This is a genomic window from Spiroplasma endosymbiont of Lonchoptera lutea, assembly GCF_964019715.1.
Taxonomy (GTDB): domain Bacteria; phylum Bacillota_I; class Bacilli_A; order Mycoplasmatales; family Nriv7; genus Nriv7.
Genome location: NZ_OZ026463.1, coordinates 475,819 through 499,418, shown reverse-complemented (window position 1 = coordinate 499,418; position 23,600 = coordinate 475,819). Strand labels below are relative to the sequence as shown.

The 23,600-nt window shown below is 24.6% G+C and carries 26 protein-coding genes and 5 pseudogenes; 21 read left to right on the top strand and 10 right to left on the bottom strand.

The window, feature by feature from the left end:
- Positions 1-89: 89 nt before the first annotated feature.
- Positions 90-416 carry a hypothetical protein gene (locus tag AACK97_RS02820; protein WP_338968668.1) on the bottom strand — a complete coding sequence of 109 codons (327 nt, stop codon included), beginning with the start codon at positions 414-416 and terminating at the stop codon, positions 90-92.
- Between the two features lie 58 nt (positions 417-474).
- Between AACK97_RS02820 and AACK97_RS02815 the strand changes: the two are divergent.
- From AACK97_RS02815 to AACK97_RS02795, 5 genes and pseudogenes are all read left to right on the top strand, one after another.
- Positions 475-603 (top strand): annotated as a pseudogene (locus tag AACK97_RS02815) (helix-turn-helix domain-containing protein); the annotation flags it as partial.
- Between the two features lie 60 nt (positions 604-663).
- Positions 664-942, top strand: coding sequence for a transposase (locus AACK97_RS02810; RefSeq protein ID WP_338966718.1), 279 nt, complete (start codon positions 664-666; stop codon positions 940-942).
- Between the two features lie 146 nt (positions 943-1,088).
- Complete coding sequence (locus AACK97_RS02805) at positions 1,089-2,033, top strand: IS30 family transposase (protein WP_338966714.1); 945 nt, start codon at positions 1,089-1,091, stop codon at positions 2,031-2,033.
- Between the two features lie 102 nt (positions 2,034-2,135).
- Positions 2,136-2,804, top strand: a pseudogene (locus AACK97_RS02800) (IS3 family transposase); the annotation flags it as partial.
- Positions 2,805-2,817: 13 nt separating this feature from the next.
- Positions 2,818-3,198: pseudogene (locus tag AACK97_RS02795) on the top strand (IS30 family transposase); the annotation flags it as partial.
- A 27-nt stretch (positions 3,199-3,225) separates the two neighbouring features.
- On the opposite strand, the pseudogene AACK97_RS07625 reads toward AACK97_RS02795, so the two are convergent.
- Positions 3,226-4,171, bottom strand: a pseudogene (locus tag AACK97_RS07625) (IS30 family transposase).
- Between the two features lie 164 nt (positions 4,172-4,335).
- Between AACK97_RS07625 and AACK97_RS02775 the strand changes: the two are divergent.
- Positions 4,336-5,280, top strand: coding sequence for an IS30 family transposase (locus AACK97_RS02775; protein WP_338968656.1), 945 nt, complete (start codon positions 4,336-4,338; stop codon positions 5,278-5,280).
- A 93-nt stretch (positions 5,281-5,373) separates the two neighbouring features.
- On the opposite strand, the gene AACK97_RS02770 is transcribed toward AACK97_RS02775, so the two are convergent.
- Complete coding sequence (locus AACK97_RS02770) at positions 5,374-6,318, bottom strand: IS30 family transposase (RefSeq protein WP_338966714.1); 945 nt, start codon at positions 6,316-6,318, stop codon at positions 5,374-5,376.
- Between the two features lie 172 nt (positions 6,319-6,490).
- Positions 6,491-6,793 (bottom strand): hypothetical protein, encoded by a 303-nt coding sequence (locus tag AACK97_RS02765; protein ID WP_338968653.1) that lies wholly within the window; start codon positions 6,791-6,793, stop codon positions 6,491-6,493.
- Between the two features lie 76 nt (positions 6,794-6,869).
- Here AACK97_RS02765 and AACK97_RS02760 point away from each other — a divergent pair, with 76 nt between their 5' ends.
- From AACK97_RS02760 to AACK97_RS07620, 3 genes and pseudogenes are all read left to right on the top strand, one after another.
- Complete coding sequence (locus AACK97_RS02760) at positions 6,870-7,406, top strand: cob(I)yrinic acid a,c-diamide adenosyltransferase (RefSeq protein WP_338968652.1); 537 nt, start codon at positions 6,870-6,872, stop codon at positions 7,404-7,406.
- Positions 7,406-8,023 (top strand): RdgB/HAM1 family non-canonical purine NTP pyrophosphatase, encoded by a 618-nt coding sequence (gene rdgB / locus AACK97_RS02755; protein WP_338968649.1) that lies wholly within the window; start codon positions 7,406-7,408, stop codon positions 8,021-8,023. The genes AACK97_RS02760 and rdgB overlap by 1 nt, the downstream gene beginning before the upstream one ends.
- A pseudogene (locus tag AACK97_RS07620) lies at positions 8,013-8,517 on the top strand (TrmH family RNA methyltransferase). Before rdgB ends, AACK97_RS07620 begins: the two are co-directional and overlap by 11 nt.
- A 303-nt stretch (positions 8,518-8,820) precedes the next feature.
- Here AACK97_RS07620 and AACK97_RS02745 read toward each other — a convergent pair.
- From AACK97_RS02745 to AACK97_RS02735, 3 genes are all read right to left on the bottom strand, one after another.
- The gene (locus AACK97_RS02745; protein ID WP_338968644.1) at positions 8,821-10,002 is read right to left on the bottom strand and encodes an Mbov_0401 family ICE element transposase-like protein; all 1,182 of its coding nucleotides are present in this window, start codon (positions 10,000-10,002) and stop codon (positions 8,821-8,823) included.
- 18 nt (positions 10,003-10,020) lie between these two features.
- Positions 10,021-11,147 (bottom strand): IS3 family transposase gene (locus AACK97_RS02740; RefSeq protein WP_338967836.1). Its coding sequence is split into 2 segments (ribosomal slippage): positions 10,021-10,904 and positions 10,904-11,147, totalling 1,128 coding nucleotides; the frame shifts between segments, so codons are not numbered across the junction.
- 64 nt (positions 11,148-11,211) lie between these two features.
- Complete coding sequence (locus tag AACK97_RS02735) at positions 11,212-11,439, bottom strand: hypothetical protein (protein ID WP_338968643.1); 228 nt, start codon at positions 11,437-11,439, stop codon at positions 11,212-11,214.
- Positions 11,440-11,733: 294 nt separating this feature from the next.
- Here AACK97_RS02735 and AACK97_RS02730 point away from each other — a divergent pair, with 294 nt between their 5' ends.
- On the top strand, positions 11,734-12,966 hold the full coding sequence (locus tag AACK97_RS02730; RefSeq protein ID WP_338968641.1) for a hypothetical protein: 1,233 nt from the start codon (positions 11,734-11,736) through the stop codon (positions 12,964-12,966).
- 298 nt (positions 12,967-13,264) lie between these two features.
- On the opposite strand, the gene AACK97_RS02725 is transcribed toward AACK97_RS02730, so the two are convergent.
- Both AACK97_RS02725 and AACK97_RS02720 read right to left on the bottom strand, forming a co-directional pair.
- Positions 13,265-13,525 carry a helix-turn-helix domain-containing protein gene (locus AACK97_RS02725; RefSeq protein ID WP_338968639.1) on the bottom strand — a complete coding sequence of 87 codons (261 nt, stop codon included), beginning with the start codon at positions 13,523-13,525 and terminating at the stop codon, positions 13,265-13,267.
- Positions 13,526-13,869: 344 nt separating this feature from the next.
- Entirely contained in the window at positions 13,870-14,379 is a 510-nt protein-coding gene (locus AACK97_RS02720; RefSeq protein WP_338968637.1) for a hypothetical protein, read from the bottom strand.
- Positions 14,380-14,487: 108 nt separating this feature from the next.
- Here AACK97_RS02720 and AACK97_RS02715 point away from each other — a divergent pair.
- Positions 14,488-15,599 (top strand): IS3 family transposase gene (locus AACK97_RS02715; protein WP_338966745.1). Its coding sequence is split into 2 segments (ribosomal slippage): positions 14,488-14,731 and positions 14,731-15,599, totalling 1,113 coding nucleotides; the frame shifts between segments, so codons are not numbered across the junction.
- Here AACK97_RS02715 and AACK97_RS02710 read toward each other — a convergent pair.
- Positions 15,561-16,868 (bottom strand): hypothetical protein, encoded by a 1,308-nt coding sequence (locus AACK97_RS02710; protein ID WP_338968635.1) that lies wholly within the window; start codon positions 16,866-16,868, stop codon positions 15,561-15,563. The genes AACK97_RS02715 and AACK97_RS02710 overlap by 39 nt on opposite strands.
- Positions 16,869-17,318: 450 nt before the next feature.
- Between AACK97_RS02710 and AACK97_RS02705 the strand changes: the two genes are divergently transcribed.
- The 10 genes from AACK97_RS02705 to AACK97_RS02660 all read left to right on the top strand — a co-directional run bounded on the left by AACK97_RS02705 (position 17,319) and on the right by AACK97_RS02660 (position 23,252).
- Positions 17,319-17,645, top strand: a complete 327-nt coding sequence (locus AACK97_RS02705) for a hypothetical protein (RefSeq protein WP_338968632.1) — start codon at positions 17,319-17,321, stop codon at positions 17,643-17,645.
- Between the two features lie 2 nt (positions 17,646-17,647).
- Entirely contained in the window at positions 17,648-17,869 is a 222-nt protein-coding gene (locus AACK97_RS02700; RefSeq protein ID WP_338968631.1) for a hypothetical protein, read from the top strand.
- 164 nt (positions 17,870-18,033) lie between these two features.
- Positions 18,034-18,264 (top strand): hypothetical protein, encoded by a 231-nt coding sequence (locus AACK97_RS02695; protein ID WP_338968629.1) that lies wholly within the window; start codon positions 18,034-18,036, stop codon positions 18,262-18,264.
- 41 nt (positions 18,265-18,305) lie between these two features.
- Positions 18,306-18,551 (top strand): hypothetical protein, encoded by a 246-nt coding sequence (locus tag AACK97_RS02690; protein WP_338968628.1) that lies wholly within the window; start codon positions 18,306-18,308, stop codon positions 18,549-18,551.
- 24 nt (positions 18,552-18,575) lie between these two features.
- Positions 18,576-19,562: a hypothetical protein gene (locus AACK97_RS02685; RefSeq protein ID WP_338968627.1), complete on the top strand. Its 987-nt coding sequence runs from the start codon at positions 18,576-18,578 to the stop codon at positions 19,560-19,562.
- A gap of 3 nt (positions 19,563-19,565) precedes the next feature.
- Entirely contained in the window at positions 19,566-19,850 is a 285-nt protein-coding gene (locus AACK97_RS02680) for a hypothetical protein (RefSeq protein WP_338968625.1), read from the top strand.
- Between the two features lie 2 nt (positions 19,851-19,852).
- A complete protein-coding gene (locus AACK97_RS02675) occupies positions 19,853-20,101 on the top strand; it encodes a hypothetical protein (RefSeq protein ID WP_338968622.1) in 249 nt (82 codons plus the stop codon).
- A 22-nt stretch (positions 20,102-20,123) separates the two neighbouring features.
- Positions 20,124-20,516: a hypothetical protein gene (locus AACK97_RS02670; protein WP_338968619.1), complete on the top strand. Its 393-nt coding sequence runs from the start codon at positions 20,124-20,126 to the stop codon at positions 20,514-20,516.
- A gap of 271 nt (positions 20,517-20,787) precedes the next feature.
- Positions 20,788-22,674, top strand: coding sequence for a hypothetical protein (locus tag AACK97_RS02665; protein ID WP_338968617.1), 1,887 nt, complete (start codon positions 20,788-20,790; stop codon positions 22,672-22,674).
- A gap of 59 nt (positions 22,675-22,733) precedes the next feature.
- The gene (locus AACK97_RS02660) at positions 22,734-23,252 is read left to right on the top strand and encodes a hypothetical protein (RefSeq protein ID WP_338968614.1); all 519 of its coding nucleotides are present in this window, start codon (positions 22,734-22,736) and stop codon (positions 23,250-23,252) included.
- Positions 23,253-23,600: the final 348 nt, after the last annotated feature.

The window sequence follows — 23,600 nt, the reverse complement described above, 5'->3', positions numbered from 1 at the left end:
TCATCCTAGTCTTTTAAAAAAAATCAAATCAATAATATTTTAACATAAAAAAATGTTTTCTTTTTAAAGGATAATATTTACTAAATATTTTAAGCAGGTTCCAATTGTCTTGTTTTTCGCTTTGTTATTGCTTTTTGCTTATTTTCTTCCTGTAGTTTTTTTAATCGTGCTTGGTTATTTAGCTGTCTTCGAATTTCTTGCTCTTGTTTTAATTTTTCTTCTTCACGAAGTTTTTGATTTTTACTTTGTGCGATCTTAGCAGTTTGTTCAGCAAGATTTTGTTGTAAATTTACACAATTACTAATTTGTGATGCTGCTATTTGTTCTTGCCTCTTTTCTAATCTACTATTTATTAATGATTGTTCATCTTCTTTCTTATTTTTTTGTTGCCTGAAATGTAAAATTAAAAAGGACACTTATATAAAAAACAAATTGTGTTAATTCTATAATTAAGAAAAGAAAGGAATTAGCACAATGTATAAGTATCTGACTATTGAATCAATAATAGCAATAAAAGAATATAAAAGTTATGGATTTTCTATTCGTAAAATAGCAAAAGCAATTGATTATAGTAAATCAACTGTACACAGAGTGGATAGGCTACAATAAGTTGGACCATAATTATATAGACTTCAAAATTATTAAGAAAGAAGGAATATAAAAATGGGAAATAAAACCTCATACTCTGAAGAATTTAAAAAACAAATTGTAATGCTATACAAAAATGACAAAAGTGTTATTAATTTAGGGAAAGAATATAATTTACCAAAACCAACTATTTATAGTTGAATTAAAAATTATAATAATTCTGGGTCATTTAAAGCAAAAGATAATCGCACTGTCGAAGAAAATGAATTAATTTACTTGCGAAAAGAAAACCAACAATTACGAATGGAAAATGACATTTTAAAGCAAGCAGCACTGATAATCGGGAAAAAATAACAATAATTAATAACAACAAAAATAAATATTCAGTGAGGAAAATATGTAAGATTTTAGGTTTCCTGAAATGTAAAATTAAAAAGGACACTTATATAAAAAACAAATTGTGTTAATTCTATAATTAAGAAAAGAAAGGAATTAGCACAATGTATAAGTATCTGACTATTGAATCAATAATAGCAATAAAAGAATATAAAAGTTATGGATTTTCTATTCGTAAAATAGCAAAAGCAATTGATTATAGTAAATCAACTGTACACAGAGTTTGTAAATTATTAAATCAAAACTTATTACCATTAGAAATATTGAATCAAGTTCAAAAAAATAAACAAAATGCAGGTAGAAAATTAATAATTTTAACTTTAACAGAAATTAATACTATCAATCATTTGTTAATTACTAAAAATTATGCTCTTGATATAATTGCTGATTTTTTAAAGAAAAATAAAATAAAAAATATTTCAACAAAAACTTTATATAACATGTTTAAAACAAATCGAATGGGTTTTGATGAAAAAAATTTATTGAGAAAAGGCAAAAATAAACCTCATAAACAAAAAGAAACTAGGGGCAGAATTAATAATTGTAAATCTATTCATGAAAGAAATTTAATCATTCCAAATATTAAAAATATACAAGAATTTGGCCATTTAGAGGGAGATACTATCGTTGGTAAAGATCATAAAAGTTCTATTATTACTTTAGCTGATATATGATCAAAAACCACAATTCCTTTGAAAACTAAAAATCATAAAGCAGAAAGTATTACACAAAGTATAATAAAATTTATTTCAAAATTAATACCAGGAACAATTAAAACTATTACTTTTGATCGTGGTAAAGAATTTAGTAAATGAAAATTAATTGAAAAAAATTGTAATGTTAAAATTTATTTTGCAGATGCCGGAAAACCTTGTCAAAGAGGTTTAAATGAGAACAATAATGGTATTTTAAGAAGATATTTACCAAAATCTACTGATTTATCTTCATATAAACAAAAAGACTTAAATTCTATAGCATTTCAAATTAATTCTACACCCAGAAAATCATTATCTTATAAAAGACCAATAGATTTAATACAATTATTTTAAAAAACTGTCCCATTTATATTTACAATTCAGGTTTACTAAAATCAACATATTATTATCAAACTAATAAATGCACCAAGTTTGATGTTAATAATTATCAAGATTTATGGTGCTCGTAAAATTAAAGCTGTTTTAATAAGAAAAAATATCATTTTATCACGACGAAAAATCCGATTCATTATGATCAAAAATAATTTGGTTTCTAAATACACCAAGTTAAAATATTGTAATCATAAAAAAACAGTTAATAATGACGAAATTAATAATGTTTTAAATCGTCAATTTAATGACAAAAAACCAAATGAAGTTGTTGTTAGTGATTTAACATATGTTCAAGTTGGCACTAAATGACATTATATTTGTTTATTAATTGACTTGTTTAATCACGAAGTAATTGGCTATAGTGCTGGACCAAATAAAACTGCTGAATTAGTTCAACAAGCTTTTCACAAGATAACACGACCATTAAATAAAATAACTTTATTTCATACTGATCGTGGTAATGAGTTTAAAAATAAAATTATTGATGAAATTTTAATAACCTTTAAAATTAAAAGATCATTAAGCTCCAAAGGATGCCCATATGATAATGCTGTTGCTGAAGCAACTTACAAAACCTTTAAAACCGAATTTATTAACGGTAAAAAATTTGCAAACTTAACACAACTAAAATGCGAACTATTTGATTTTGTTAATTGATATAACAATATTCGAATTCATGGCAGTTTAAATTATTTAACTCCCGTTGAATTTAGAAAATACCAGTCTACATAAAAAGTGTCCTAAAAAGGGTTGCCAATCCAGAGTTTGTAAATTATTAAATCAAAACTTATTACCATTAGAAATATTGAATCAAGTTCAAAAAAATAAACAAAATGCAGGTAGAAAATTAATAATTTTAACTTTAACAGAAATTAATACTATCAATCATTTGTTAATTACTAAAAATTATGCTCTTGATATAATTGCTGATTTTTTAAAGAAAAATAAAATAAAAAATATTTCAACAAAAACTTTATATAACATGTTTAAAACAAATCGAATGGGTTTTGATGAAAAAAATTTATTGAGAAAAGGCAAAAATAAACCTCATAAACAAAAAGAAACTAGGGGCAGAATTAATAATTGTAAATCTATTCATGAAAGAAATTTAATCATTCCAAACCTGAATTGTAAATATAAATGGGACAGTTTTTTAAAATAATTGTATTAAATCTATTGGTCTTTTATAAGATAATGATTTTCTGGGTGTAGAATTAATTTGAAATGCTATAGAATTTAAGTCTTTTTGTTTATATGAAGATAAATCAGTAGATTTTGGTAAATATCTTCTTAAAATACCATTATTGTTCTCATTTAAACCTCTTTGACAAGGTTTTCCGGCATCTGCAAAATAAATTTTAACATTACAATTTTTTTCAATTAATTTTCATTTACTAAATTCTTTACCACGATCAAAAGTAATAGTTTTAATTGTTCCTGGTATTAATTTTGAAATAAATTTTATTATACTTTGTGTAATACTTTCTGCTTTATGATTTTTAGTTTTCAAAGGAATTGTGGTTTTTGATCATATATCAGCTAAAGTAATAATAGAACTTTTATGATCTTTACCAACGATAGTATCTCCCTCTAAATGGCCAAATTCTTGTATATTTTTAATATTTGGAATGATTAAATTTCTTTCATGAATAGATTTACAATTAATTAATTCTGCCCCTAGTTTCTTTTTGTTTATGAGGTTTATTTTTGCCTTTTCTCAATAAATTTTTTTCATCAAAACCCATTCGATTTGTTTTAAACATGTTATATAAAGTTTTTGTTGAAATATTTTTTATTTTATTTTTCTTTAAAAAATCAGCAATTATATCAAGAGCATAATTTTTAGTAATTAACAAATGATTGATAGTATTAATTTCTGTTAAAGTTAAAATTATTAATTTTCTACCTGCATTTTGTTTATTTTTTTAAACTTGATTCAATATTTCTAATGGTAATAAGTTTTGATTTAATAATTTACAAACTCTGTGTACAGTTGATTTACTATAATCAATTGCTTTTGCTATTTTACGAATAGAAAATCCATAACTTTTATATTCTTTTATTGCTATTATTGATTCAATAGTCAGATACTTATACATTGTGCTAATTCCTTTCTTTTCTTAATTATAGAATTAACACAATTTGTTTTTTATATGCTGAATTATACTTGTAAGTGCAAGTAAATAAAATTGCAAAAGATTTTATATAAAAATTTCATGATGCTAAGTTTATTTTAGAAAAAGTAAATTTAAGGAGTTTTTATATGGGATACAAACATCTTGGCATAGATGAAAGAATTTATATTGAGAATCAATTGAAATTTAAAGTAAAAATTAGTGAAATAGCTAAAAATCTTAATCGAAGTATTAGTACTATTAATCGAGAAGTTAATAGAAATAAAGATAATAATCATTATTTTTCATTAATTGCACAAAATAAAGCAGAAAATAGAAAACAATTACATGTTTATTTTCATAAATTTAAAAATAGAGAATTAGTAAAATATGTACAACAAAAATTATTATTAGGTTGATCGCCTGAACAAATTTATGGCAGAATTAAAAATTTTCATCAAGAATGAATTATTAGTTTTAAAACAATTTACAATTGAATTTATTCTGGATTACTTGAAAAGGTTACTAGTAAAAATTTAAGAAGAAAAGGTAAGAAACGAAAATCTCAAGAAAATCGGGGTAAATTTAATGGTAAATCCATTAAAGAACGAAATGTTAATAATCGCATAACTCTTGGCCATTGAGAAGGTGATACTGTAGTATCATCACGAGGTAAAAGTAAATCATGTTTAATAACTTTAGTTGAAAGAACATCAAGATTTACTTTAGCAATATTAGTTGAAAATAGAACTACTAAAGTTATTAACAAAAATATTAGTCATTATTTATCAATTCTTCCAAATAATTTTGTTAAGACTATAACATTTGATAGGGGTAAAGAATTTGCTAATTGACAACAACTTGAAAAAAATTTAAATGTGAAAATTTATTTTGCTGATGCATATTCACCTTGACAAAGAGGTACTAATGAAAATACTAATGGTTTAATTAGAGAAAAATTTCCTAAAAAATTTAATTTTTCAAACACTACTAAAAATGCAGTTCATAAATTTATATTGTCTTTAAACCAAAGACCAAGAAAAATACTAAATTATCTTTCGCCAATCGAATATTTGGTTAGAAAAATAATTTAGTTGCACTTAACTTTACAATTTGGCAAATAATAATTTTTCATTGTGTAAAAATTCAATAATATCCTGAATTGTAAATATAAATGGGACAGTTTTTTAAAATAATTGTATTAAATCTATTGGTCTTTTATAAGATAATGATTTTCTGGGTGTAGAATTAATTTGAAATGCTATAGAATTTAAGTCTTTTTGTTTATATGAAGATAAATCAGTAGATTTTGGTAAATATCTTCTTAAAATACCATTATTGTTCTCATTTAAACCTCTTTGACAAGGTTTGCCGGCATCTGCAAAATAAATTTTAACATTACAATTTTTTTCAATTAATTTTCATTTACTAAATTCTTTACCACGATCAAAAGTAATAGTTTTAATTGTTCCTGGTATTAATTTTGAAATAAATTTTATTATACTTTGTGTAATACTTTCTGCTTTATGATTTTTAGTTTTCAAAGGAATTGTGGTTTTTGATCATATATCAGCTAAAGTAATAATAGAACTTTTATGATCTTTACCAACGATAGTATCTCCCTCTAAATGGCCAAATTCTTGTATATTTTTAATATTTGGAATGATTAAATTTCTTTCATGAATAGATTTACAATTATTAATTCTGCCCCTAGTTTCTTTTTGTTTATGAGGTTTATTTTTGCCTTTTCTCAATAAATTTTTTTCATCAAAACCCATTCGATTTGTTTTAAACATGTTATATAAAGTTTTTGTTGAAATATTTTTTATTTTATTTTTCTTTAAAAAATCAGCAATTATATCAAGAGCATAATTTTTAGTAATTAACAAATGATTGATAGTATTAATTTCTGTTAAAGTTAAAATTATTAATTTTCTACCTGCATTTTGTTTATTTTTTTGAACTTGATTCAATATTTCTAATGGTAATAAGTTTTGATTTAATAATTTACAAACTCTGTGTACAGTTGATTTACTATAATCAATTGCTTTTGCTATTTTACGAATAGAAAATCCATAACTTTTATATTCTTTTATTGCTATTATTGATTCAATAGTCAGATACTTATACATTGTGCTAATTCCTTTCTTTTCTTAATTATAGAATTAACACAATTTGTTTTTTATATAAGTGTCCTTTTTAATTTTACATTTCAGGTATGATAAAATGGTAATGAATAAAAATGACAACAACAAGAAAGGCAGGGTTAGTTTAGTAATTAAATAATATAATTAGCTGATTGTTTTACTTCTTCAAAGCAATACCTAAGAAAACTAAACGCGACCAAGGAGTTATTTTAATTTGCGTTAAATTTAAAGCATCTTTAATATGTTTAGTAATATAAAAGAAATATTTATCATTTTGAAAATAATCAATAACCGGAACATTAATATTTTTAACTAATGGTAAAACTAGTTGTTCAGTTTTATGGTCTAAGAAAATATCACAAAATGGTTGTGATTTACGAATAATATAATCTAAATAAGAATAATTAATATTTGTTAAACCATATTTTGTTAATTTTGCTTTAGTTCAATTTATTTTCATATCATACCTCCCAAGTAATTAATTTTATTATATAATGACAATGAATAAATATATTATATTATCTGGAGGTTAAGTAATGAATCAAGAACAAGGATATCTTCATATTTACTGTGGTGAAGGTAAAGGTAAAACTAGTATTTTAAATGGAATGACAATTAGAGCCTTAGGAAATAATTGAAATGTAGTATATTTTCGTTTTTTAAAAAATCGTCCTACAGGTGAATTAATATTTTTTGAAAAGCATACTAATTTAACAATTCTTGATTTTTATCATTCATCAAAAAAATTTTTTTGAGAAATGAATGTTGAAGAAAAACAAGAGTTAAAAGCTGAAACAAGAAAAAGTTTTGAAGTTTTAGTAGCAAGTTTAAAAAATTCTAATATTGATTTAATTGTTGTTGATGAGATTTTAGGTTGTTTACAAAATCAATTAATTTATGAAGATGAATTAGTGTTAGCATTAGAAAATAAAGCTAAGAATATTGAAGTTGTCCTTTCAGGAAGATATTGTCCAGAAAAATTACAATCAATTGCTGATTTAATTAGTGAGGTAACGCCAACAAGACATTATTCAGAAAAGAATATTTGAGCTCGGAAGGGTATTGAGTATTAATGATAAAACAATTATTTTTAGCAACTACTAATGCTAATAAGTTAGAAGAATTTCAAAACATATTAGGGCAAAAATACGATTTAAAGACACTTTTAGACATTAAGCAGTTTCTGGGTACTGAAATTGAAGATATTGAAGAAACAGGAGCGACATTTATTGAAAATGCTTTAATTAAGGCAAGAACTTTAAGCAAATTATTACAAAAACCAGTCTTAGGTGATGATTCTGGATTAGAAATATTAGCATTAGATAATTTCCCGGGAATTTATTCGGCGCGTTGGATGGATACTACTGATGGTTTTATGCAAGCATCTAATGTTATTTTAGAAAAGATGATGAATATTAAATTCCGAGATTGTCGGTATGTTTGTGCTCTTGCTTTTGTTGATGTTACTAAAAATATTGAAAAAGTGTTTGTTGGTTCGTTAAATGGTTTAATTCATAGTGAACGCCAAGGTAATTATAGTTTTGGTTATGATGCTATATTTTATTTACCAGAATATAAAAAAACGCTAGGTGAAATAACAGCACAAGAAAAAAATCAAATATCACATCGTGCTATAGCAATCCAAAAGATGGTTAATTGAATAAATAAGGAAGATAATAATGAATACTAAAATTAACATTGTTTTATATGAACCAGAAATTGCTGGTAATGTTGGTTCGATTATGCGAACTTGTGTTGCTATTAATGTGAACCATTAGGGTTCTTTTTAAATGATCGTTTTATTATTGGCTCATCTGCTAACTATTTTGAATTTTTACAATATGAAAGTGATGAAGATTGAAATAGTTTTCTTAGTAAAAATCCTCATGCTAACTTATTTTTTTCTACAAGATATGGTCAAAAACCACCTAGTGCCATTGATTTTACAGAAAGTGAAACACCAATATATTTAGTATTTGGTAAAGAATCGTCGGTTATTCCAAAAACGATATTACAAGAGCATTTGAATCAATGTTTTCGTTTACCAATGAGTATATTAATACTCGCAGTCTTAATGTCGCTAATGTTGTTTGTACTGTAAGTTATGAGGTTTTACGGCAATTAGATTATTTAGATTTATCTTTAAATGAAATTCAGAAAGGTAAAGATTATTTACAAAATTAAAAAGCTGGTAATTGAATTACCAGCTTTTTGTTTCCTGAATTGTAAATATAAATGGGACAGTTTTTTAAAATAATTGTAATATACCACAGACTTATGACAAGAACAAGAAGTTTTTAAAAAAGGGTCGCGTTTAGTTTTCTTAGGTATTGCTTTGAAGAAATAAAACAATCAGCTAATTATACTATTTAATTACTAAACTAACCCGACCTTTCTTGTTGTTGTCATTTTTATTCATTACAATTTTATCATATTATTGAATTTTTACACAATGAAAAATTATTAATTTTATTAAATTTTCACTAATTATCTAAATTTATGTTTTCTATATTTATTCGTATATACAATACTGCCCTTATTAATTCAACTATCATCATTTTTATTATTATATTTATTTCATAATGAATTTTTATATATTTCTTTTCTGATTTCTATTTCTAAATTAATATTTTCATTAATGAAATGTAATACATTTAATTTGTTTAAATTTGCCATTCTTAAATGTAATAAGTTATTTAAATTCTTATGATTATATATTTTTGCCCCATATCCTAATTGTTGTTTTACTAAATGCGATACATCACTTTCAATGCTACAACCGATATTTCATTCTAAATTTTGGTTATGAATACCATGCTTATTGTTTTTAAAATAATTACTATTTCTCCTTAAATTTGTTTTAATATCTTTATTTAATTCATTTTTAGCAACATTACGAATGTTTTTTATCAATTCTTGATGATTTCCATTTTTATATAATTCAATTCAACTATTTAGTGTTAATTTGCGATTTTCAAAAACAATATTAAATGCCATTTGTTTTAATTTTTTAATAGCGTGATAACCATCTAAAATATATCTAACATTACCAAAACTATTGGCAATTTCTCTAATTCAAGTAGCACCATCACCACAAACAATTATTCTGTCATAATTAATATTCACATAATGTTTTTGTAATTCCTTAATTAATAAATCACGATAATCCATCGTATTTATTCTTTTACCAACTTTTAACATTAAAAAATGACCTCGTTTGTTTTCTAACGCTCTACGAGCATTTTTGTAATTTTTTTCTTTATGTCCGGTATGAAAAGTAACCAAACGAATTCTTTGGTCTTGCTTAACTTTTTGATCTAATGTCGCTAAAAATGTCTCATCTAGTTGAATATATAGATCCTTATTTTTGAGATCAATTCTAGTTTTAGTTTCTTTTTCTGCTAATTGAAAATATTCGGCAATATCATATTTATTTAAAATACGCGAAATACTAGCTTTTGAAATATAACAATGATTTAGAGCATCTAAAACATCACGATAGCGCTTACCATCGCCCAAAAGACTTAAAACTTTAAATTGGACATCAAAATAAATTCTTTGTTTAGACAATAAACCAATTTCTTTATCTAGTAAACATACATATTCAAATTTACCTGATTTTTGATTTCAATATTTATATCGTCGTCGTTTAAAAGTATGGATTGGCAACCCTTTTTAGGACACTTTTTATGTAGACTGGTATTTTCTAAATTCAACGGGAGTTAAATAATTTAAACTGCCATGAATTCGAATATTGTTATATCAATTAACAAAATCAAATAGTTCGCATTTTAGTTGTGTTAAGTTTGCAAATTTTTTACCGTTAATAAATTCGGTTTTAAAGGTTTTGTAAGTTGCTTCAGCAACAGCATTATCATATGGGCATCCTTTGGAGCTTAATGATCTTTTAATTTTAAAGGTTATTAAAATTTCATCAATAATTTTATTTTTAAACTCATTACCACGATCAGTATGAAATAAAGTTATTTTATTTAATGGTCGTGTTATCTTGTGAAAAGCTTGTTGAACTAATTCAGCAGTTTTATTTGGTCCAGCACTATAGCCAATTACTTCGCGATTAAACAAGTCAATTAATAAACAAATATAATGTCATTTAGTGCCAACTTGAACATATGTTAAATCACTAACAACAACTTCATTTGGTTTTTTGTCATTAAATTGACGATTTAAAACATTATTAATTTCGTCATTATTAACTGTTTTTTTATGATTACAATATTTTAACTTGGTGTATTTAGAAACCAAATTATTTTTGATCATAATGAATCGGATTTTTCGTCGTGATAAAATGATATTTTTTCTTATTAAAACAGCTTTAATTTTACGAGCACCATAAATCTTGCGACTTTTATTAAATGCACTGATAACTTCTTGTTCATAATTATTAACATCAAACTTGGTGCATTTATTAGTTTGATAATAATTAGTTTGATAATAATATGTTGATTTTAGTAAACCTAAAATCTTACATATTTTCCTCACTGAATATTTATTTTTGTTGTTATTAATTATTGTTATTTTTTCCCGATTATCAGTGCTGCTTGCTTTAAAATGTCATTTTCCATTCGTAATTGTTGGTTTTCTTTTCGCAAGTAAATTAATTCATTTTCTTCGACAGTGCGATTATCTTTTGCTTTAAATGACCCAGAATTATTATAATTTTTAATTCAACTATAAATAGTTGGTTTTGGTAAATTATATTCTTTCCCTAAATTAATAACACTTTTGTCATTTTTGTATAGCATTACAATTTGTTTTTTAAATTCTTCAGAGTATGAGGTTTTATTTCCCATTTTTATATTCCTTCTTTCTTAATAATTTTGAAGTCTATATAATTATGGTCCAACTTATTGTAGCCTATCCAGTAACATCACCAAAAATTGTAATAATTGTTCTTGATGCAAAATGAACTACTTTATAACCTTGCTTTAAGCGATAATGATATTTATATAAATATTCATCTAGTTTTTCGTATTCATTAGCTAGTTGTTCGCATTTGTTGGTGTACATATTTTTATGGGTTGTAAATAAACTAAACCAATGCTTGTTTTCTGAGCTTTTTACATTATTATTAATTTTTAGCATAATAAATTACCTTTCTTGATAGTAATTTTAATAAAGTTTGGTCAGCTTTTTTTCTTTAATGAAAAATGTTTTTTAGAACTAGTATTTAATATCGTGAAAAAATGATAGAAATTCTTATTTAATTGTTTATAATTAATTTGTATTAATTAAACTTTACAAGCTTAAGAAAGGACGCTGATTAATTGGTAAATTTTTATTAATTAGTAAAAATTCACGAAAGGGATTTAATTAATATGAAAAAATTATTAGGAATCTTAGGAACAATTACCATTGCAGGAAGCGGAATGTCGGGTATTGTTGGCAAATGCACCCGCTCCAACGAAAACCAAAATCAATTCTTTACAAACAAATAATTTAGAAACTTTAAAAAGAAATAAAAGAGAAAATAGTAATAAAGATGTTTTAGAATATAGTGCCCCAGTTTTTGGAAGGCCAAGAATGTATTATACAATTACTCCAAATACTTTTGAAGAAATAATATTTTGAAAATTAAATAATAATTTAGATAATTTTATATTTAAATTTGAAAATAAATTTTATTCCGATGCAAAATTAAATGATGCAAGAATTGGTGGTGGGCATATTCGTAAAAATGCAGAAACTATTTGAAACAATTGATCAAGAATTTATGATTTTTGACAGAATACAGGTAAAAGAAATAAAATAAAAATTGTAACAGTTTCTAATTTTGGAAGTTCATTACAAAATATTGAATCTATAGAATTATTTGAAGAAAATTCATTTATTGAAAATAAATATCTTGAAAAATTATGAACTGATTTTAATAGTGACTTGCCAAAAGAATATATATATATTGATTTAGGAGTTATTGAAGATAAAAATGATAATTTTATTTTAAATAAACTTAAAGAAAAATATCCGAAGTTAAACATTTCTTATTTTGAAGTTTTTGAAAAAAAAGATTATTCATTCTTTGATAAAAGTTTTTCAACTAAATTTAAAATTAAATCTAATGATGAGTTAATTTATCCTATTCAAACTTTAAATTATAAATTTACTTTTATAACTAAGAAATGATTAAATGAAGATTTACCAAAATTAATTGATAATGAAAATTTAATTCAAAATTGAAAATCAAATTTTATAAACTGACAAAATGAAATTAATCGTCAAATTAATGAAGATTTATCAAAGTATGGAAATGATGAAAGAGGTAGAGCATTAAAAAGAACTTGAAAAGGTAATAATATTAATGAAATTAAAAATAAGTTACTTTCTTTAAATCATATTTTAGAAACAATTGATAGTAAATTTAAATTAAATGAAGTATATAACAAAGTTCAAAATCTAGAAAAAGATATTAATGAATTAAAATCACAAATTAATAAATTAAATCAAAAAATATCTGAAATTCAAAATTCTTTAAATAAAAATGAAAATTTAGAAAATTGTGCAAATATTGCTGGTACTATTTCAGCAAGTACTGGTTGAATTCCTTATATTGGTACTTTAATTTCAACGGTTTCAGGCACAGTGGCATCTATTTGTACTGTAATTAATGCTTAATATATTTATATTAATTAATAAAATATGAAAAAGATATTAAGTATTTTAATCGAAATTACTTTAATTGGAACAAGTAAATCAGTTTAGTTGTTTGTAATATAGAAAAAACTAATTAAAAACAAAAATAAAGTTTATAAATATAAATATTTAAAATGACAATTTAATAATTAAATTGTCATTTTTTATTTATTAAAATAGAAAGGAGAAATAAAAATGAATGAAGAAAATACTTATTTTAGTAATGAAATTCTTTACTTCTATGAATTTTTTTCATAATAAAATTCACCTCATTTATAGCTTACACAAATGTTTTTATTTTTGTGTCTACTTCTCTATTTTTAAACTTATGAAAATAAATATGTGATTGTTTTCTATTTTCTGCTTTATTTTGTGCAATTAATGAAAAATAATGATTATTATCTTTATTTCTATTAACTTCTCGAATAATAGTACTAATAATTCGATTAAGATTTTTAGCTATTTCACTAATTTTTAATTTAAATTTCAATTGATTCTCAATATAAATTCTTTCATCTATGCCAAGATGTTTATATCCCATATAAAAACTCCTTGCTTTAGTTTTTCTAAAATAAACTTAGCATCATGAAATTTTTATATGAGATTTTTTGCAATTTTATTTACTTTCACTTACAAGTATAATTCAGCATATGAAAAAATATTAAGTCTTTTAGGAACAATTATTTTAATTGGAACAAAAACAATAATTTAATCTCTGCAAAAAATAAGAAAAACATTCAAATCAGTAATTAATTAAAATTACTGATTTTTATTTTATCAAAATAGAAAAAATGAAAAAGTTGTTTAGTTATTTAAGATTATTGTTATCATAGAAAAATGCATTTCTGTGGTGGTTGCTTGATTAGTTATTTAAAAGTGTTTATTTTAATTGGTTTCTGATTGTGCATCGAATTCTAGTATTTTTCATCAGTTTCATCTTGCACCGGCAAAGGTATCTTTTTGGTATTCAAATTTTACTTTAATATTTTTTATTTTAATATTTTGTTTTTGTTCTTTTTCAACTTCTGTTCATTTTGTATTTATTTGTAATTCGTTAAGTTTTTTAATAATATTAATTTGATTTTGGTTTATATAACTTTGAATTCGCCCTTGATTGTTTCATAATTCTTCCACAGGATTTATCGGTTTTATTCCTGATTGCTTTTCTATGTCATTTAATAAAAATTGTAATTCTGTTTTTCACGTTGATGCAAGTTTATAAGGATTTTCATTTTTTCATATTGTAAATTCTGCTTTTTCTAAGTTAATTTCAAAAACTTGATTACTTTTTTTACTGTCTAAGTCTAACGGTGTTAGTCTATTTGTTTTATTGGAGCAAGAAGTTACGGATAATATCGTTAATCCTGAAACAAATATTGTACTTAAAATTTTCATTATTTTAATTCCTTTATTATTTTATTTTTTCAATATATGGATAGGCTACAATAAGTTGGACCATAATTATATAGACTTCAAAATTATTAAGAAAGAAGGAATATAAAAATGGGAAATAAAACCTCATACTCTGAAGAATTTAAAAAACAAATTGTAATGCTATACAAAAATGACAAAAGTGTTATTAATTTAGGGAAAGAATATAATTTACCAAAACCAACTATTTATAGTTGAATTAAAAATTATAATAATTCTGGGTCATTTAAAGCAAAAGATAATCGCACTGTCGAAGAAAATGAATTAATTTACTTGCGAAAAGAAAACCAACAATTACGAATGGAAAATGACATTTTAAAGCAAGCAGCACTGATAATCGGGAAAAAATAACAATAATTAATAACAACAAAAATAAATATTCAGTGAGGAAAATATGTAAGATTTTAGGTTTACTAAAATCAACATATTATTATCAAACTAATAAATGCACCAAGTTTGATGTTAATAATTATGAACAAGAAGTTATCAGTGCATTTAATAAAAGTCGCAAGATTTATGGTGCTCGTAAAATTAAAGCTGTTTTAATAAGAAAAAATATCATTTTATCACGACGAAAAATCCGATTCATTATGATCAAAAATAATTTGGTTTCTAAATACACCAAGTTAAAATATTGTAATCATAAAAAAACAGTTAATAATGACGAAATTAATAATGTTTTAAATCGTCAATTTAATGACAAAAAACCAAATGAAGTTGTTGTTAGTGATTTAACATATGTTCAAGTTGGCACTAAATGACATTATATTTGTTTATTAATTGACTTGTTTAATCGCGAAGTAATTGGCTATAGTGCTGGACCAAATAAAACTGCTGAATTAGTTCAACAAGCTTTTCACAAGATAACACGACCATTAAATAAAATAACTTTATTTCATACTGATCGTGGTAATGAGTTTAAAAATAAAATTATTGATGAAATTTTAATAACCTTTAAAATTAAAAGATCATTAAGCTCCAAAGGATGCCCATATGATAATGCTGTTGCTGAAGCAACTTACAAAACCTTTAAAACCGAATTTATTAACGGTAAAAAATTTGCAAACTTAACACAACTAAAATGCGAACTATTTGATTTTGTTAATTGATATAACAATATTCGAATTCATGGCAGTTTAAATTATTTAACTCCCGTTGAATTTAGAAAATACCAGTCTACATAAAAAGTGTCCTAAAAAGGGTTGCCAATCCAATATATATATATATATATATATATATATTACAGGAAAACCCTTAATATCATTAGAAAAATGGCAAAACCGATTAAAAATTGAAAGGTATAAATAAAAGGCTGGTACTGTTTTAAAAACTGGAAAAATGGCGGTCGAAAAGTTAACTGTTGCTTTTGCAATAATCGCTAACGGGCGTAAAATGGTAATGATTTGTGACGCTGTCAATATTCAGTTAATCATTTTAATACCAGCATTCTGAATGGCACAACCAATATCATTAAAGGTTGGTATTCATCGTCCGGAATATTTGCAATTTGCTGGCGGAATTAGGTCATCTCATTCTGAATTGGTGGAACCATCAGGAATAAATGCTGTGGAATTAAGGACATTAAAATCATAAATTTTAAAATTATAGTTAGAGGTATTACTTTTGTGATAAAGAGGAAAGGTTAAGGTAAAAATATTAATACCGTAACGAATATCAATATCGGTGTTAAGATAGTTAATACTGTTAACAGTCTTGTTGGCTGGCAAGGCGATGAGTTTATTATCATAAGATTTAAGGACATTAAAATCAATTTGATAAATGCTATTTTTATTTTTAATAGTATTATAATCTTCTTGGTGCGTTTTTTTATCAAAAGTAAAAAAATAACTTCTTAGTAATAATTCCGAGTTACCAACAACATTGATTAAGTATTTTTTGGGATAAAAGGTAATTAATGAGCGATAAAAGAAACCAATTTGAATAAAGTAATCCTTCTTATAGTTTTTTATACCCTTAAAATCAATTTCGGTATGAGTTTTTTCGTCCATATCAAAAGTCGCATAAAATAAACTGGCAAAGAAGTTGCCAAGAATTTCATAGATTTCGTCAAAAGCATTTTTGTAATCGTTATTATTAATACTAGAAATGTTGTTTTTAAAATAAAGGTAAATGTCGTTTTTTAATTCAGGGTCATAACGCAGAAAACTAAATTTAACATTAAGATAATTTAAAGTTCCAAAAAGGTACTTAATTAGATAATAATCGTTAGAATTCGCAGTACCGTATTTTCAGATTTCCTTTTCACCGTGTAATAATTGTAAGTAGTTATTACCTGCTATTAGGGTTTTATTAAAGGCTTTAATTTTTAAGATATTTTTATTTATTTTTTCTTCACTAGTAGAATTTTTGTGATAGAAATAACTTTCTGATTTGGACGCATAAAGTTTTGTTAGGTAGATAAAGATTTGAATAAGTATTAAGACAGTCAGCAATGATTGTCTTTTTATTTTATAAGGTGTTAAAAATTTGTTCTTTGAAAATTAAATACAAGTGAATTAATAATGTTGGTATGTATTAAAGCACGATAAATTGTGGGTGGTCGCCATAACCGAAAGAAGTTTACCAGTTGATAGATAACCCCCTATTAGCTATAGCAATTTGTTTCGTTTTGCAATAAAAAAATGAATGGGTGGATTTCCTGAAAATATACACGCTATTAAATTAGTTCCAAGGGCAGGATGCGGATGTTAAAGTGTAGAAATTTCTATATAAGGGACATACTAAGTTTAAAATTATTAAAATCTTTATCTAATTAAAAAATAAAATTTAATAACAAAGCTTTTTAAACACTTAAATCTGCGATATATAAGTGTTTAAAAAACTAAGTTAATTAACAACTTAGTTAATATAACTTAGTTTATTCATAAGAAAGGTAATTTACTATGAAAAACATTGAAAACATTTTCTTAAATACTAAAAAATATCTCTTAAAAGAAACACAAAACGCAATGTTTATTAAAGCACCAAAAATTCCGTGATTTAATGAACAAATCGGCATTTGGTTTCCAAAGCGATTTGTTTATAAAGGAAAATACGAAAATTCCATTTGCATTGGGATAATAAAAGATAGTAAATATCAAGTAATTTCAATTAATCAACAAGAACAAGAAACCAAGTTAATTAAAGGCCAAGAATTATTAAGTTTCTTCATTGCCGAAAAAGAAAACAATAAAAAAGATATGAATTATAACTATTTTAAAGGAGATTAAAAATGAATATTGCAATTGGACTAATATTTATTATTATCAGCATAATGCTATCGGCATATTTTGCTTATAAAATTTATGCCAAAATAAAAATGCGAATTAAATACAAAAATGCCATTAAAAATAATACTGGTAATTTCACAAAAGACGAAAAAGTATTTATTGCCCGCTTTGAAGAATGAGTTAAAACTCCTAATTTAAAAGAAAATAACAAGGATAAAAAATAATGTTTTGAGAAATTATTATGGAGTTCTTAAAACTGTTTGTTCCGATAGAAAAAATGCCTGCACAAGTTGCGTTTATTGCCGGATTAATTATTATCATTACTTTTCTTTTCGCATTAATTTCAATTATGTATTTACCAATAAAAATGATTTTTGGGAAATAGAAAATGACAATAAACTTAAAAGAATTTAATTGAGAGCAAATTAAACAAACTTTCTGAGATTTATTTATTCAAATTACAACCATTCCGGCTCATATTAGTGGTGGTAAAGAAATTGATTTAACCGAAGCGCCACTTTGGCTTTTAATAGCAAACATTGCTTTTTGATTATTAACAGCGATTATGGCGTGATTTATTCTAATGTTACTTTGAAAAACCATATCAGTATTTAGATAAAGACAAATGAAGAAGGCCTTAAGAAGAAAGGGGGTGATTATATGTTTGAAACTTTCTTAGCCGATGCACCAACAACAGTAGAAAAAATAACAGCTAGTGATGCGATGACTAAATTATGAAATGCGATTATAACAGCGTTTACTAAAATGTGAGAAATTATTGCTGTTAATATGCCACAAGTCGGTAACTTCTTTGCTGACTACTGAATCTTCATTTTTCCATTTATTTTGGCAATATTCTTTATTTGCTTTAAAATGTTTGAAAAATTACTTGGAGCTGTACGCTAACAAAAAAATAAAGTGAGGTGCAAGATGAAATTTTGCAAATGAATAATAGAAAAAAATAACCATTTTATTGAATTAAATCGCACCTCATTTTTAATTTTATGACATTGAGGAGCAATTTGATATATTTACAACGGTTATTTTAAAAACATTGTAAGCTATTTATTTTTAGCAGGTTGTATTTTAATTTTTCTTTTTAAAATCGGTAATTTAACACAAATTAACAAAGTTATTAACTTCTTAAAAAACTCACCATTAAATATTGTTATTGGTTCATTAGGAACTGGAAAAACCGCTTTTCTAGTATACGCATCAAAATTACTAAAAAAGAAAAAATATCATATCGCATCAACATTTCCATTACTAGAAACTCAAAAATTAAGTTTAGGTCATATGGGATTATTAGATTTTGATTATCCGGTATTACCAGACAAAACCTTACTTTTATGAGATGAAACCAATTTATTTCTTGAAGGTACTGATTGAGAAAAAAATAATACCAAAAACGAGGAAACCGGTATCCAAGAATATTTCGCTTTGGCACGCCATTTTGGTCATATTGTGTTAGCTAGCGGTCAAAGAGATAAACATATTTGAGTTAAAGTTCGTGATATTGCCAATAATGTGATTGTGGGAATTCGTAAAAAACCCGTTAATATTTTTCGCCCCTACTTAAAAGTCATCTATGGTACCTTTACGAGCATTGAAGAATATGAACGCTGACGAAACACCTTAATTGATGCTAAAAATAGTAAAAAGGGTCGTCGTATTAAATATCGCGATATTCCTGAACTTGATATTTATTTTTTTAAACTAAAAATTCCTCTACCAATATTAAACACTTACAATTCTTTTTACCTAGCGTTTTTAAGAGATTACTTAAATTCAAAAGTAAATCCTGACTATGAAGACAAATACTATACTGACACAGCAATTGATTTAGAAGACTTAGAATACTTAAAAATGGATAAATTTAGCAAATTTTTAAGAAAAATGAAAGAAAAGGAACAATAAAAAATGGCAAATCTTGCAAAAATGGCGGACTTTCTTGCTCAAATGCTTTATAAGGTCTTTGACTTAATTTGAAGTTTAGAAGTACCGGGGACAAATATTCAACTAATATTTCCTCTATTCTTAACGCTGGCTGTAGAATTTCTTATGGCAATTATTCTTGGATTTGGTAGTCAACAAGTTAATTTAGAAAGACAACGCCAATATGCGGTTAAAAATAAAGGTCGTTTAAGTGCATGAGGAAAAGCTAAAAAACAAATAAAACCAATAAAAACAAAACAAGGTAACTAAAAATGTTTAAACTAATTATTATTTTTATCTTAATAACTGTTCTTGGACTTTTAGCTGGTAGCCATTTTGAAACTTTAACAAACTATATTAGCGAAGGCCTTGCCAATTTCCAAAAGTTTATTACTAGCAATTTAACAATTTTAGAACTGTTTAAACCAATGGCACGAACATTTTCGCAACATCCAATCTTTACCATTCTTGGCGTTACTTGTGTACTTGTTGCTTTATTTATTGTGATTAAAGGACGATAAAAAATATGAAAGGAGAGTTAAAATGAAAAAACTTTTAGTAAGATTATTTAAAAAAGATAATTCAAAAGAAAAAATGCCATTAAAATTAAGAATTAAAAATTCTTTTAAAAAACAGTGGTTAAAAATATTATTAAGTATCATTTTCATTTTTATAAGCCTATTAATTTGTGCATTAACAGCAAGCGATACTAAATGAATAACTGGAACAAGTAATGAATTTAATAATTTTATGAATAAAGAAATGGTTGATTTCTTTGGCAAATTTAATAGTGGTATTATGCTCGCGGGAATATTTGTTTTTTGATGGGGTGGAGCAATATATTTTGCAATTAAATTTGAAAAATTAATTCGCTTTATTATTCATAAAATTAAAGCAAAAAGAGCCTTGAAAAATGAAATCAAACAAACTCATTAATTCTTTAAAAAAATATTGATGAATAATAATTAATTACATTATATTCATATCTTTAAGTATAGTTTTATTGTTACATACAGATATTGAAAATTTGCAACAATTTATTAAAAATTTTGGAGCAATTGGTAAATTAATGATTATAGGTTATTCATTAGTGTGAGTAACCATAACAGAAATAGTAAACTGTTTAATTCGTTTTATATTAAAAAAGATTAAAACTAAAAGAATAATGAAAAATAAAATATTTTAAAAAGGAGTGATAAAAATGTTTATGAAAATATTTACCGTGTTAATTATTAGTTTCAATAACATTTTTAATATTCCCCCAAACATTAATAATGATGAAATGACAACACAATCACTAATTAGAAATAAAAGACAAAGTGATAAAATTTATAATTTTGAAATTAGAAACTTGGAAAAAATAAGATTTTTAACAGAAAGGCAAGACCATGACCTTTTAAAAGTTGAGATAAGAACAGAAGAAAATATAAATGCAAATATAGATAAACAATTACCAAATTTAAAAAATGTAAAAATTTTTAGTTTAGAGTTTAACGCAGAGCTTGTAAATAACAGAATTAAACAAAAAGACTTTCAAAAAATAACAAATACTTATGGAACAAAAATAGATACTTCGGGTTTAAATTTTTATACCTGAATGATTAATATACCCAATAAAACAATAAGAATTAAAGCACAAGGAACAGAATTACTAACTTTTGAACATGATGATACTAACAATTATAGATTAAATAAAACAAATGATTTTGAAATTGAAATTGAAAAAGATAGTACTGATATTGAATTACCAACAACAAACACCAAATTTGACGGTAACTATAACTATAACGATGTCATTGAGAACCTTGATTACTTAATGATTCACCGTGGTGATTTTGATAAATTTAATTACTCTTATCTCTATTGAACACCGGTATTTAATTTCATTGACACTTTAGAAAAAGGTTACTATAAAGAATTCACCATTAAAAATCATGGTTTTAAAGACGAGAGCTATTTTTATCACAAGACTTCTAGTAATAAAAATGTAGTAAATGAGAATGTTTTGAAAATTCAGGCATTTAACAAAACTATAATTGCCGGAAATAAGTATTTACAATTGCTACACGGTGAAAAGGAAATCTGAAAATATGATACTGCAAACGCTAACGATTATTACCTAATTAAGTATCTTTTTGGTACTTTAAATTACCTTAATGTTAGATTTAGTTTTCTACGCTATGACCCAGATTTACGAAATGATATTTACCTATATTTTAAAAATAACATTCCTAGTATTAACAACAGCGATTACAAAAATGTTTTTGACGAAATCTATGAAATCCTTGGTAACTTCTTTGCTAGTTTATTTTATGCCACTTTCGATATGGATGAAAAAACTTACACTGAAATTGATTTTAAAGGAGTAGACAATTATAACAAAGATTACTTTATTCAAATTGGTTTCTTTTATCGCTCGTTAATTACTTTTTATCCCAAAAAATATTTAATTAATGTTACTGGTAATTCGGAATTATTACTAAGAAGTTATTTTTTTACTTTTGATAAAAAAACGCATCAAGAGAATTACAATGCTATTAACAACACCAACAGCATTTATCAAATTGATTTTAATGTTCTTAAATCTTACGATAATAAACTTATCAACTTACCAATCAACAATACTGTTAACAGTATTAATTATCTCAATACCGATATTGATATTCGTTATGGTATTAATATTTTTACCTTAACTTTCCCCCTTTATCACAAAGGTAATATCTCTAACTACAATTTTAAAATTTATGACTTTAATGTTCTTAATTCCACAGCATTTATCCCCGATGGTTCAACCAACTCAGAATGGGATGACCTAATTCCGCCACCAAATTGCAAATATTCCGGACGCTGAATACCAACCTTTAATGATATTGGTTGTGCCATTCAAAATGCTAGCATTAAAATGCTAAACTGAATGCTAACAGCGTCACAAATCATTACAATTTTACGCCCGTTAGCAATTATTGCAAAAGCAACAGTTAACTTTTCAACCGCCATTTTTCCAGTTTTTAAAACAGTACCAGCTTTTTACTACACCTTCCAATTTTTAATCGGTTTTGCCGTTTTTCTAATGATTTTAAGGATTTTCCTGTAATATATATATATATATATATATATATATTGAAAAAATAAGATAATAAAGGAATTAAAATAATGAAAATTTTAAATATAATAACTATTTTGACATTAACAATAGTACCAATAGTTAGCTGTTCTAAAAAAGCAAATGAACCAGTAGAACAAAAAAATAAAGATAACGAAAACAAAGTTTATGATTTTGAAATTAGAAACTTGGAAAAAATAAGATTTTTAACAGAAAGGCAAGACCATGACCTTTTAAAAGTTGAGATAAGAACAGAAGAAAATATAAATGCAAATATAGATAAACAATTACCAAATTTAAAAAATGTAAAAATTTTTAGTTTAGAGTTTAACGCAGAGCTTGTAAATAACATAATTAAACAAAAAGACTTTCAAAAAATAACAAATATTTATGGAACAAAAATAGATACTTCGGGTTTAAATTTTTATACCTGAATGATTAATATACCCAATAAAACAATAAGAATTAAAGCACAAGGAACAGAATTACTAACTTTTGAACATGATGATACTAACAATTATAGATTAAATAAAACAAATGATTTTGAAATTGAAATTGAAAATCCTTAATAACTAAATTAAAAAACTGTTAAAATCACTACCCCAAAATGTAGCTTTATATGACGATACTGCTCTTAAACAACTAAGTAAGCAACTTTTCATTTTTTTTATTTTAACAAAATAAAACCAGTAATTTTAATTAATTACTGGTTTGAATATTTTTCTTATTTTTCACAAGAGATTAAATTCTACAGTTGCTAGATTTTCTTGTATCGCATGGTTATTAGAGACACAGTTAATTGTACAGTCCCGTAAAAATTCACTGCGGGTTTGCTCCCTACTCTATTAATTTATTTGTTTTTTTGTCATTAAATAATATAATTCCGTTTCCAATATTATTTCATATAGCACCTGCTT